The organism is Staphylococcus agnetis (assembly GCF_011466855.1).
Classification (GTDB): Bacteria; Bacillota; Bacilli; order Staphylococcales; family Staphylococcaceae; genus Staphylococcus; species Staphylococcus agnetis.
Window position 1 is genome coordinate 1524177 of record NZ_CP045927.1, and the last position, 12702, is coordinate 1536878.

14 protein-coding genes and 1 pseudogene are annotated in these 12702 nt (G+C 34.7%); 6 read left to right on the plus strand and 9 right to left on the minus strand.

Annotation, left to right across the window (positions count from 1 at the left end):
* Window positions 1-23: 23 nt before the first annotated feature.
* The 4 genes from GJE18_RS07765 to sgtB form a co-directional block, all read right to left on the minus strand.
* Window positions 24-1550, minus strand: a complete 1527-nt coding sequence (locus GJE18_RS07765; RefSeq protein WP_060551416.1) for an ATP-binding cassette domain-containing protein — start codon at window positions 1548-1550, stop codon at window positions 24-26.
* Between the two features lie 14 nt (window positions 1551-1564).
* Window positions 1565-1876, minus strand: a complete 312-nt coding sequence (locus tag GJE18_RS07770; protein ID WP_085622386.1) for a YfhH family protein — start codon at window positions 1874-1876, stop codon at window positions 1565-1567.
* On the minus strand, window positions 1866-2672 hold the full coding sequence (gene recX / locus GJE18_RS07775; protein WP_107368430.1) for a recombination regulator RecX: 807 nt from the start codon (window positions 2670-2672) through the stop codon (window positions 1866-1868). The genes GJE18_RS07770 and recX overlap by 11 nt, the downstream gene beginning before the upstream one ends.
* An 89-nt stretch (window positions 2673-2761) precedes the next feature.
* The gene (gene sgtB / locus GJE18_RS07780; RefSeq protein WP_060551419.1) at window positions 2762-3568 is read right to left on the minus strand and encodes a monofunctional peptidoglycan glycosyltransferase SgtB; all 807 of its coding nucleotides are present in this window, start codon (window positions 3566-3568) and stop codon (window positions 2762-2764) included.
* Window positions 3569-3735: 167 nt separating this feature from the next.
* On the opposite strand from sgtB, the pseudogene GJE18_RS07785 reads away from it, so the two are divergent.
* A pseudogene (locus GJE18_RS07785) lies at window positions 3736-5481 on the plus strand (pyruvate oxidase).
* Between the two features lie 217 nt (window positions 5482-5698).
* Here the strand turns inward: GJE18_RS07785 and GJE18_RS07790 are convergent.
* Both GJE18_RS07790 and GJE18_RS07795 read right to left on the minus strand, forming a co-directional pair.
* Window positions 5699-6217 carry a type 1 glutamine amidotransferase domain-containing protein gene (locus GJE18_RS07790; RefSeq protein WP_060551421.1) on the minus strand — a complete coding sequence of 173 codons (519 nt, stop codon included), beginning with the start codon at window positions 6215-6217 and terminating at the stop codon, window positions 5699-5701.
* A 67-nt stretch (window positions 6218-6284) separates the two neighbouring features.
* Window positions 6285-6446 (minus strand): SE1561 family protein, encoded by a 162-nt coding sequence (locus GJE18_RS07795; protein ID WP_086375152.1) that lies wholly within the window; start codon window positions 6444-6446, stop codon window positions 6285-6287.
* 114 nt (window positions 6447-6560) lie between these two features.
* On the opposite strand from GJE18_RS07795, the gene yfkAB reads away from it, so the two are divergent.
* Complete coding sequence (gene yfkAB / locus GJE18_RS07800; protein ID WP_420853507.1) at window positions 6561-7691, plus strand: radical SAM/CxCxxxxC motif protein YfkAB; 1131 nt, start codon at window positions 6561-6563, stop codon at window positions 7689-7691.
* Window positions 7692-7832: 141 nt separating this feature from the next.
* Here yfkAB and GJE18_RS07805 read toward each other — a convergent pair whose 3' ends face one another.
* Genes GJE18_RS07805 through GJE18_RS07815 form a run of 3 tightly spaced genes read right to left on the minus strand, consistent with a single transcriptional unit; the run spans window position 7833 to window position 9825 of the window.
* Complete coding sequence (locus tag GJE18_RS07805) at window positions 7833-8351, minus strand: acyl-CoA thioesterase (protein ID WP_060551423.1); 519 nt, start codon at window positions 8349-8351, stop codon at window positions 7833-7835.
* A 12-nt stretch (window positions 8352-8363) separates the two neighbouring features.
* A complete protein-coding gene (locus GJE18_RS07810) occupies window positions 8364-9599 on the minus strand; it encodes an aminopeptidase (protein ID WP_107368432.1) in 1236 nt (411 codons plus the stop codon).
* A 16-nt stretch (window positions 9600-9615) separates the two neighbouring features.
* On the minus strand, window positions 9616-9825 hold the full coding sequence (locus GJE18_RS07815) for a DUF1128 domain-containing protein (protein WP_060551425.1): 210 nt from the start codon (window positions 9823-9825) through the stop codon (window positions 9616-9618).
* 132 nt (window positions 9826-9957) lie between these two features.
* Between GJE18_RS07815 and GJE18_RS07820 the strand changes: the two genes are divergently transcribed.
* From GJE18_RS07820 to GJE18_RS07835, 4 genes are all read left to right on the plus strand, one after another.
* Entirely contained in the window at window positions 9958-10416 is a 459-nt protein-coding gene (locus GJE18_RS07820) for a low molecular weight protein-tyrosine-phosphatase (RefSeq protein WP_060551426.1), read from the plus strand.
* Window positions 10417-10423: 7 nt separating this feature from the next.
* Window positions 10424-10699, plus strand: a complete 276-nt coding sequence (locus GJE18_RS07825; protein ID WP_037566921.1) for a hypothetical protein — start codon at window positions 10424-10426, stop codon at window positions 10697-10699.
* 115 nt (window positions 10700-10814) lie between these two features.
* Window positions 10815-12086 (plus strand): YihY/virulence factor BrkB family protein, encoded by a 1272-nt coding sequence (locus tag GJE18_RS07830; protein ID WP_060551427.1) that lies wholly within the window; start codon window positions 10815-10817, stop codon window positions 12084-12086.
* Between the two features lie 35 nt (window positions 12087-12121).
* The gene (locus GJE18_RS07835) at window positions 12122-12691 is read left to right on the plus strand and encodes a beta-class carbonic anhydrase (protein WP_037566924.1); all 570 of its coding nucleotides are present in this window, start codon (window positions 12122-12124) and stop codon (window positions 12689-12691) included.
* Window positions 12692-12702 lie beyond the last annotated feature (11 nt).

Genomic DNA, 12702 nt, shown 5'->3' on the forward strand with positions numbered 1-12702 from the left:
GCATTGTTCTAACATGTTTTCACCTACAGTTTAATATAAATCCATTGGTCATTTTGTACATCTGCTATGAAATAACCTTCTTCAGATTTCACGATCCAATATTTTTCATTAGGTTTGAATTTTTTCTTAAAAGCATGAGTATCAACCATCGGAAAAGTATACCCGATTAATTTATTACGATCATCAAACAACATGGAAATGGGTTGTTGCGTAATGGATTCAACATAGCGGTTTTTAGAATCTGGAACTAATGTATTATTAACAGTTTTATGAGATTTATGTAATTCTCCATTAAAATAATCGACATAGTTAATATAATTAGATTTCATATACGGTGCAATGTCATCACGCTCTACATGCCGATAAAGTGCAGCCGGGTTAATATACTTAAATTGTGATTTAGATGCAGTATAAATTTCTCCATTATTTTCAATTCGGTAAGACGTTTTATTTTCACCTGTAATCGTTGCAATAGCATATCTAGGTAATTTCAAATCCTTCTGCCCAGACTTACCAGTAAGTTGAACATTTTTAGCATCTACTATGCCATAAGCAAGCTTTTCAATAAATGGATCTTCATTATTTTTTGCAATTGTATCTTCAGTTGTGACTTTTTGAGACTCTAACTGTCCAAAATTGGTAAATATGAATAAACTTCCTAGTACGATGCCCATAAAAAATATAGCTAACCATATCCATACACGTGCTAAAAATGCTGGTGGCTCTGAATGATGATATCTTTCAATTCTTTTAAAATTATACGTAAGTTCAGGCATTCTCGAACGATTACGTTTCCAGTCGTCATCAAAATATGCTAACGCTTCCTCAGATTTAATTGACGAACGGTCTTTTTCATGCGTTAAAAATGCTCCGACAACCTGTTTGACTGGCCCTTCTTGACGTAGTTGACCATGTGATATCCAAGCAATGTAGTTACTCACTGCTTGGATCTTAGTAATATCATTGTCAATCGTTACCCAAGTTAACCCCTCATCAATATATTCACGTGCCATTGAGGATGCTTTCGTCATAAAGTCCTCATCTAAATATGTCAAAATATGACTTAATATAATGATTTCTGCTTTTGATGCACGTGCCATACTAAATAATAACTGGGCATATTCCTCGTCAGCTAAATTTTGTATCGCATCGTTTTCCTTACTAGCTAAATGGGCATATTTTATAATTTGCTCAACTTTATGCGCTGTGACTTCATATTCATATAGTTGTATAACATCTTGAACATAATCACGCACCGACATTGTTTCTACAGTTTTTTGGTTCATATTTGCATAAAATAATGTCGCAGTTCGCACCATGCGCCCTTTATCAGGTTTAACCGTACCTGCTAAAATTTCCCCTACGAGTGATTTAGAGGAATCCGCTTCACCAATAATACCCAACGATTCACCTTGATATATATGTAATGTAATATTATTCAATTCAATGTCTTCGGGCTGATAACTAAAAGGTTTTAAGATATTTTGTTTTTTTTGATTTCGATAAAAATGTGTAACATTAATGATCTTAAGGACAATTGCACTCCCCATTCACTTAAACCCCTTTATAATTGTAATAATGATAGAGGTATACCTTCTTCATGACTAGAGTCATTTCGATACCCCCAAGCAAATACACCTTTTAACCTTTCGACTGTAAAAGTTGCATCCGCTTCATCTTTTAAAGTATAGCGCATACCCAGCTTAATGTGAGAAGCATCTACAAGATAACTTTCGGCAATGACAATTTTGTTTGCATAAACATCATATTCATTCATAATGCCATTCATTTCAGCTTTACGCATTTTTTCTTTATACTTTTGAATTTCTTGATAGATTTCATGTCTTTCCATTTCACTTAAACGTTTACGATTCATCTATAATACCACTTTCTTCTAATTTTCTTGATATATCATCGTATGAGTAGCCTTTTCGTACCAAAGCTTCTGTCGTCTTCATCCTTAGTTGATATCCTTCATATTTTTTTACATATTTATTATAGACTTTCTCCAAATCACGTTGCAATAATTCATCAATCATCTCGTGATCTTCTGAAAAATCTAATGCTGCTAACACGTCACGTATTGTATCAAATGTATAACCTTTTTGAATTAAAGATTGGTGAACTTGTTGTTGTACTTTTTTTGGAGGTCCTTTTTTTCGTGATTTAATTTTATTGGCCAATTTAATAATAGACTCTTTAGACTGCTCTGCTTCAAATTGTTCGACACCTTTTTGAATAAGTGTCTCCTCTATTCCAGCTTCTATCAATTTTTGTTTAAAAATTTCAGGGCCCTTATCCGTAGTTTGTAATAACGTATTCTTTAAACTTTCAACATAATCTTCGTGATCAATTAAACGCTGTGCTCTACAAAAAGCTATGGCTTTCTCGATAACCGCTTCAGGAAAATCTTGCTTTTTTAGATGTTTCGCGATTTCTTTAGCTGAACGCTTCCGATAAGAAAGATGATGTAATGCTTGTTGAATCGCTTGTTGTTGAAATTCATGTTGTTTAATGTGGTCAAGGTCCTGAGTGGATATGTTGTCACCTTTTTTTAGATTTAATTTGACTAATGTATCTTCAGAAACGCCGAGTTCAAAATGATCATCAATATAAATATTAAAACGTGATGCATTATTTTTTTGAATTTCAATTTTAGTGATTTTCCTCATTATTTCACCTCTCTGAGATATAAAAAACTGGAAGGTCTTTTTAGACTTCTCCCAGTTCCCTCATATATTACATTATGCCACAGAAATCCTTACCCACCAAGTTGTTGCAACGCTTCGGTATATTGTGCTTCAGTAATATAATTTTCCTGTTTCATTTTTTCAAGTGTCATTTTTGTACGATTTATAAATGACGGCGACATTTGATGCACATCATATACTGATGGTGCATTGATTTTACTCGCTAACATTGCACTTTGTAAGACACTTATTTGCGGTAACGATGATTGATTTGTATTGACTGTGGTACCAAAATAATAGTTTGCAGCTGCTTCAATTGTATAGTTATTATCGCCAAAATAAATGTTATTCATGTAATAACTTAAAATTTTGTCTTTTTCATATTCTCGCTCTACACGTTTTGCTACAAACATTTCTTTTAATTTACGTGTAATAGTTTGCTGATTATCATAATAATAGTTTTTAACAAGTTGTTGTGTGATGGTGCTCCCACCTTGTAGTCGATCTCGATCTTTCAAAGAAGCGAAGATGGCACGTATACTCCCTCTATAATCTACACCATTATGGTTATAAAAACGTCTATCCTCTAAAGCAATAAAAGCACCTTTTGTATAGTTCGGCATATTTGAGGCATCTACATATGTAGATTTCTTTTCGATATTTGATAAATCTGATACATCCGCACGTTGTGATAATAAATACATGCCACCAATAAATAGTAAAATAAGGAGACATGCAATTAAAAGCATCGAACGAAAAATTTTTCTAGGACGTTGTTTACGTGGGGGTTGTCCTACTGGTTGATAATACGTATTGTAATATGGTTCATTCGATGGAGGTTTTGCATTTTTAGTTTTAATACGGTCAGTACGCTTCATAAATATGACCCTACTTTCTCATTATAAAATCTCTTAATGAGAGTGTATCAAGACATCTGAAATTAATCTATATGTTTGCAACAAAATCAGTCCATAGCATGAGTGCATGAACACGCTTATATTGGGTATAACGTTGAGAACACTTATTTAAGAAAGGAAAGAGTGAAATGGATAAGATGAAAGCTAATGCTGCTTTAATTAAAGCTTTAGAAGCTTGGAACATTGACCATGTTTATGGCATTCCAGGAGATTCTATTGATGCTGTTGTTGATGGATTAAAATCGGTAGAAGCACGTATTAAGTTTATACACGTGCGACATGAGGAAGTCGCAAGTTTATCTGCTGCAGCGTACACAAAGTTAACAGGTAAAATTGGTGTCGCTTTAAGTATAGGTGGACCCGGGGCAATCCATCTTTTAAATGGTATGTATGATGCAAAGATGGATAATGTCCCACAATTGATTTTAGCAGGTCAAGCAAATAGTGATACGTTGGGTACAAAAGCCTTTCAAGAAGTAGATTTACCCCACCTTTTTGAAGATGTTGCAGTCTACAATTATCAATTAAAGGAAAATGACGCTGCTCGGATTTTTGATATCGTTGATGAAGCCATACGTACTGCTTACGCCAAAAAGGGCGTCGCTGTTTTAACACTACCGAACAATATTTTAAATAAAAAAATTGAGATTTCAATTCCAGATCAAATTACGCCATTTGAGCCCCATCTTCCAAGTCCCGACTTATCAGATATACAAAAAGCTGCACGTTTAATAAATGAAAGTCAGAAACCTGTGATGTTAGTCGGTTTAGGTGCACAACATGCTAAAAAAGAAGTACAAGCATTTATTGAAAAAGCTCAAATTCCTACGATGGTTACCTTGCCAGCAAAAACTGTTGTCCCTTATGATCATCCATATCTTCTAGGAAATATTGGCAAAATAGGTACGAAACCTGCATATTATGCGATGCAAAATGCCGATTTACTTATTTTAGTTGGTACAAATTATCCTTATATAGATTATCTACCACACAAAAATATTCCAGCCATTCAAATTGATACCGATCAACACATTATCGGTCATCGTTTTAATATCGATGCACCCATCATCGGTGATAGTAAACAAAGTTTGGCAGCACTAACACGCGCCATCAATCCAGTCTCAAACCGTGATTTTTTGAATACGCTGCTTAAACGTAAAGAAACATGGGATCAATGGATGGTAGAAGATAAACAGAATGACGCTGAACCTATACGTCCAGAAAGACTCATGGATGCCATTAATAAAGTGATTCATAAAGATACTGTGATTGCTGCAGATGTTGGTACGTCAACGGTCTGGTCAACACGCTATTTAAATTTGGGACCAGAGAATAAGTTTATTATTTCAAGTTGGCTCGGAACGATGGGATGTGCATTACCTACCGCAATCGCATCTCGTATCGCATTTCCTGGTAGACAAGTGGTTGCTATTACAGGTGATGGCGCATTTGAAATGGTCATGCAAGATTTTGCCACAGCGGTGCAATATCGTTTACCGATGGTTATTTTCGTTTTAAATAATCAAGAATTATCGTTTATTAAATATGAACAACAAGCCGCCGGAGAGTTAGAATACGGCATTGATTTTAGCGATATGGATTTTGCAAAGTTTGCAGAAATCTGTGGAGGTGTCGGATTCACTTTAAAAGACCCTAAAGAAATCGATGCTGTGGTTTAAACTGCAATGCAACAACATAAACCAACTATTGTAAATGTTTATGTTGATGTCAATGCGGCACCGCTTCCTGGCCAAATCGTTCCTGAAGAAGCTCGTAATTATGCGAAATTTGCTTATCGAAGTTTAACTGAAGAAGGCAAATTTGTTTTTAAAGACATGCCATCACTTTCAACTGCTATAAAAAGATTTTTATAAAGTCCTAGGCAAATAATCAAACTTAGAGTATCATTGATTCATTACTTAGCAGTGTGGCGATCATTAAAACGAAAGGCCATCAAAGTTCATTTTTACATGAATTTTGATGGCCTTTTATTATTGATATAAAACGTGAGCTTATACAAATGATTTAATGTTCACGCGTGTACATTAACAATAACGCGCATCAATAAATCAATGTACCAACGTTTTGATCTTATTGATTTAATAAATTTGTGATTTCTCTATTAAAATCATCCAAGTCATCTGGAATACGACTTGTTACGATATTTTGATCTACAACAACAGATTCGTCTTTTACCGTAGCACCTGCATTGCTTAAATCTTTACGTACGTTTAAAACTGCTGTTAAAGTTCTGCCGTTTAATTCATCTGTATCGATTAAGATTTGTGGACCATGGCAGATGGCAAAAGTTGGTAAATTTTCAGTTAAGAAATATTTTGCAAATTTACCATATCGACCTTCTTTATCACCACGTAGATGATCAGGTGAAAAGCCGCCTGGTAATAATAATCCATCATAATCTTCAGGTTTTGCGTCAGCAATACCCACCTCAACTTTAGCTTTTTCACCATGCTTACCTTCGACTTCTTTATCAGCTTCGTCTCCAATAATCACAACTTTGTGACCAGCTTTTTCGATGGCCTCTTGTGGGCTTGTTAATTCAATATCTTCAAACTCGTCAGCGAGTAAAACTGCGATTTTCTTTGCCATATTTATCACCTTTCTTCATTTCATGTCTATCTAATGTATATCCGAAAATGTGATATTTAAACAAAGATTATTTACGCAATTGATTGACCTTCATTTCAAGTTGATCTAAAAGTGATATCCATTCATCTACTTCTTTAACATCTACATCATTCGGATTCACTTGGTCGATATCCTCTAAAAACTGTGTCAATCTTTCTTTTACTTGATTCATTGTACGAGGCTCTTCCATAGATTTAAATTCTCCTTTATAATTGCATTTATCAATGCTATCATAACATGATTTTGATATTCCTCAACTCAAAATATCAAATCAAACTTAGTTTTAGAGGAGTCTTGCAGAATGATTCATACAAAAAAACAACCTATTTCACTTTACAATGATCCATGGGAGGCGCACAGCGATGTTGATACTTATGGTCAACTGACACTTAGTAATATTGAATTTACAACGACAAATTTATGTAATATGCGTTGTAGTCATTGCGCTGTAGGCTACACACTTCAAACGCAGGATCCTACGCCCCTACCCATGTCATTAATAACAAAGCGCTTAGATGAAATTCCACACCTTAAGACCCTATCCATTACGGGAGGCGAACCGATGTTTTCAAAAAAATCTATTCGTGAAGTCGTAAAACCCTTATTACGTTATGCATATGATAGAGGTATTTATGTTCAGATGAACTCAAATTTAACCTTACCTTTGGACCGCTATTTAGACATTGCAGAGTATATTGATGTCATGCATATTTCACATAATTGGGGAACGATTGACACTTTTACATCAGTCGGATTTGGCGCAATGGCGCAAAAACCACCTTTAAAAGCGCGAGAAAAATTATATGAGCAAATGATTACAAATGCACGTACTCTAAGTGAACAAGGTATGTTTGTATCTGCAGAAACGATGTTAAACAAAAGTACAAAACCATATTTAGAACGCATACATCATGAAGTTGTTCATGACTTGAAATGCGAGCGCCATGAAATTCATCCAATGTATCCTTCAGATTTTGCAAGCCAACTTGACGTACTATCATTGGCTGACATTAAAGAAACCATTCATCATTTATTAGATTTTCGCGATAGTGCTACTTGGATGCTATTTGGCACATTGCCAATTTTCCCATGTATTCAAAACAATGAAGATCAACAGTTAAGACAACGATTATTAAATACCCCAAATGTCTCACTACGGAATGACCCTGATGGTCGTAGTAGACTAAATGTAAACGTGTTTACCGGAAATGTGATTGTAACAGATTTTGGTGATGAAACCGGTACAATCTCTAATATTAAATATGATAAATTAAATGATGTTTTTGACAAATGGCTTAAGTCACCACTCGCACAATCATTAAATTGCCATTGCCCTAAATATCGTTGTCTGGGTCCAAATGTATTGGTTAAAAATATGTATTATCCTAATGTTGATTTTAATCAGAAAGAAATTGAAATGCACCGTACTCAGTAAACTTAAAATCTTTTGATTAACGCTTCGCAAACATTCATATATCAGTACTCTAAAAAAACGCTACAGAGTGATAAACCATTAGAGTTAAGGACAATGATGTCTTTAAGCTAAATAAATATCACTTCTATAGCGTTTTAATTTTTATGATTGTGTTTTAATGTTTTCTAAAAATGACAATGTGTCTTTACTTTCATGTCGACGCTCTTTACGTCGTGCTACACGCGTATGTGCAGTTTCATGGAACCATTTTTCTGTTTCTGATTCTGGATAAACTTCTGGCACTTGAGTAGGTTTGCCGTTTTCGTCCAGTGCGACAAAAGTTAAAAAGCTTAGTGCTGCTAAATGTTCTTCATTATTATATACATCTTCTATAAATATCTGTACACAAACTTCCATAGACGATGTTCCAGAATAGGTCACCATAGCGACGTAATTCACGATATCCCCAGTTTTAATTGGCCGAATAAAGTCAACGGAATCCGTTGAAGCCGTTACAACTTGCGTATTAGCATGTTTACATGCACATATTGCGGCAACTTCATCAATATTTGCCATCATCGTGCCACCAAACAAAGTTCCTAAATGATTAGTATCTTGAGGAAACACTTGACGTGATTTATACACTTTAGAATCTTTCATCGCTTTTTGATTTACTTGCATTTTTACACTCCTCTATTCCACAGCCCAATTACCATTTTTAAAAATTGGAACTTCTTCACCTTGTTCTGTGACACCATAAATATCTAAATCTTTACTTCCAATCATAAAATCAACATGTGTCAGTGAATTATTTAAACCGTGCGCTTTTAATTCATCTTCTGTAATTTCAGTACCACCTTTTAAATTAAAGGCATACGCAGATCCTAAAGCGACATGGCATGAAGCATTTTCGTCAAATAACGTATTGTAAAAAATTGTATTTCTATTAGAAATTGGAGAGTCGTGCGGGACAAGTGCCACTTCCCCTAAACGTTTTGCTCCTTCATCTGTATCCAGTAATGATTGTAAAACTGCTTCCCCTTTTTCAGCAGTAAAATCCACGACTTTCCCTTCTTTAAACGTTAATTTAAAACCGTCAATAATCGTGCCATTATAACTTAAAGGAAGTGTATTAGATACATAACCGTTGACATGCATTGCATCTGGAGCAGTAAATACTTCTTCAGTTGGAATATTAGCGACGAAAGCTTGGCCCTTTTGTGTATAGCTTGTCGCATCTTCCCAAATATGTCCTTTCGGTAAGCCTATCACTAAGTCTGTACCTTTAGATTTATAATGTAAGGCAGTAAATGCTTTGGCATTTAACATATCTGCTTTTTCTTTCAATAAAGCGGTATGTTGTTTCCAGTTTTCAACAGGATCATTACCGTCTACCCTTACGATTTCAAGGATATCATCTAAAAATCGATCAAATGCTTCATCCGCGTCTAAATCTGGATATACGCGCTTAGCCCAAGCTTTTGATGGATAACATGCGACAAGCCATGGAAATTCATTTTTTTGTGACGCCACCATATAGGGCTTAAACGCTTTACTTTTTTGAATTTGAGCTGCTTTTAATTTTTCTGAATCTATACCATTGAGTAAATCAGGATCTTCCGTAATGAGTGCTAATGAGCATGCACCGCGCTGAACATAATCCATGCGAACATCTACATCATAAGCTTTAACTTCTTGGTTAAAAAAAGTAACATCTTCATGTTCATAGGAAAGTCGCGTTAATATAGGGTCTGCATATTGTACTCGTACATCAGAAGCACCTAAAAGATATGCCTCTTTAACAATCATTCGAGTGAATTCAACAGCATCCACTGTCGAACGGATAAACACTGGTTGTCCTTTTTGAACGTTTAATCCTACAGTAACTAATAATTTGGCATATCGTTTTAATTTTTCATTTAAATTCAAATTTATCTCCCCTTTTCTATTTTGGCTGACGTAATGCACCTAAGGCTTCTGTAATTCCATTCATTTCACTAGGGGTAAAATCTTTTTTAGACATGACAAAGTCGTGAATTTCTTCAATCTCTTCATAATGTGTTTCACTAAAATTCTCAGGATCGATTAATCCTGGATTTACTAAATTTAATTGTTCTCTAATATCTATAATCATCGTTTCAATATTATTTGACATATATTTCATCCTTTCACTTCTATCATTTTAGCAAAGTCCTACAATTTTTGAAAAATTTTTGTCAAATTTACTTTAGAGTTGTTTAAAAAAGGGATAAAATGGGCATATAAACTAAGACATGGAGGGAACAACATGACAACAGTCGCATTTGTATGTCTCGGTAACATATGTCGTTCACCTATGGCAGAGGCCATTATGCGTCAACGTCTCAAAGAACGACACATTACAGACATAGACGTTTACTCTAGAGGAACAGGCCATTGGAATTTAGGGCAACCGCCTCACGAAGGAACGCAAAACATTTTGACGCAACATCATATTCCTTTTGATAATATGATTAGTGAATTATTCACTGACAACGATGATTTCGATTATATTATTGCAATGGATCAAAGTAATGTGGATAATATAAGACAAATCAATCCTCAACTTAAAGGTAAATTATTTAAGTTGCTTGATTTTAGTGATATGGACGCATCCGATGTACCGGATCCATATTATACAAATAATTTCGAAGGTGTCTTTGACATGATACAATCATCATGTGACAACTTAATCGATTATATTTTAGAAGATATTAGGAAGGGGTAACACTATTATGCAAAACAAATTAATTCCTGGTGTATTAATTGGCGCGGTTGTTGGAGGTGCGATTGCACTTATCGACAAAAATACGCGTTCATCAGTAAAATCACAAGTACAAAATATTAAATCTGGTCAATCGACTGGTAAAGGTTCGAAAGTATCTCAATTAACAGATGAATTCAAATACTGGAAAAATACAATCGAAGAAATTCGTCGTAATAACCCAGAATTAGAACGTTCTTTACGTGACGCGAAAGAAACTTTCCAAAAACGTAAAAACAACCGATAAGGACTAATATCAGTATTTGATATGAAACAATCTAAGCAATTTCGTGGGGAGTTGTCATTCATGCCTCCCCCCTTGAGATTGCTTTTTTTATACTACTTTATAGGGGAGTCACATTATGTCAGATAACAAAAAACATTCTTCAGGAATCATTGATAAAGCAAAACAAAAATTCCAAAATGATGAAAACAATCAAAAAGAACATGGACCAAATCCAGACCGTCAAGGAGATGCGAAAGGAGATATCCATGAAGAACATAACTTCGTAAAACCACAACCTTTCCAATCTAAAGAAGCTAAAAAAGACAATCAAACTTTTTTTGTTTCGCGTATTAATAAACCAGCAAAATATACCGATCGCCCAAACTTTTTCACCTATTTACTTTATCGAATAGGTAAAGATGATGCTTCGGGACTTGCGGCACAGCTGGCATATTATTTTATGTTGTCACTATTCCCTATGCTGATTTTTATCTTATCGTTAATACCATTATTTAACATCAATCAAAAATCAATTATCAGTCAAATTGAGTCCAATACACCTGCGCAAGCCTCATCCATTATTACAAATATACTAACGGACGTCATGAGTAATGCAAATGGCGGTATCTTATCATTCGGTTTGATTCTTGCATTGTGGACAGCATCGAATGGTATGACTGCTTTGATGAATTCATTTAATGTAGCCTATGATGTAGAAGATAGCCGTAACTTTTTCGTATCAAAAGCAATGGCCGTTTTCTTCACTTTACTTATTGGTATTACGATGCCGATTACATTAGTGTTATTTACGTTTGGTCAACAAATTGGAAACTTTTTATTTGGACCTTTAGGATTGGATGAAGCTGTAAAATGGGTATTTAGTGTCTTACGTACAGTGTTACCGGTTATTGCAATCTTTATTGTATTTACTTTATTGTATACAATGGCACCTAATGTAAAAATTAAAATGAAATCTGTATTACCTGGTGCGTTATTTGCAACCGTGATTTGGATTTTAGGTACACTTGCATTTGGTTTCTATGTTTCAAATTTTGGTAATTATTCTAAAACATATGGTAGTATCGGTGGTGTCATTGTTTTAATGCTATGGTTATACATCACTGGCTTTATATTGATTTTAGGTGCAGAGGTCAATGCCATTTTCCATCATAGAAAAGTCGCTAAAGGTAAGACACCTGAGGAAATCACGTATGATGAAATGGATGCACGTGGTGAAGAGGATTTAGCTGATGCATATAACAATATGGGAGATGAATCTGAATCACACCATCACGCCAAGAACCCAAAACACCAAGTTGATTATCAAAATCATAACCAATATGAATCACCAGAGACAGTAGAACGTAAGAATGAAGGTCGTTCACACCATATAAAAACAAAGAAATAATTTAAAATTTGACTTGCTGATGGAGGCGCACGTAAATGACTTTGTTAGATAGTATTTTAGAATTTAATAAATCTTTTGTAGATAATAAAGAGTATGAAGCGTATGAAACAAGTAAACAACCTTCTAAAAAAGCCGTTTTGCTCACATGTATGGATACAAGACTACAAGACTTATCTACGAAAGCTTTAGGATTTAATAACGGTGATTTAAAAGTAGTAAAAAATGCCGGCGCAACTATTTCTCATCCTTATGGCTCTACAATGCGTAGTCTCATTGTAGGCATCTATGCCTTAGGTGCTGAAGAAATCATTATTATGGGTCATAAAGATTGTGGAATGGGAAATCTTAACGTTGATGATGTTATTGATACGATGAAATCACGAGGTGTGAATCAACAAGTGTTTGACATTTTACGCCATTCAGGGATTGACGTATCACACTTTTTAAAAGGTTTTGATGACGTTTATGAAAACGTGCGTCAAAATATTCAAATGATTTATGGTCACCCATTATTTGATCGTAAAGTGCCCGTGCACGGCTTAGTAATTGAACCACACACAGGCGAATTAGAACTCGTTCATAATGGCTATGAACATTGTAAATAATTAATATAAAA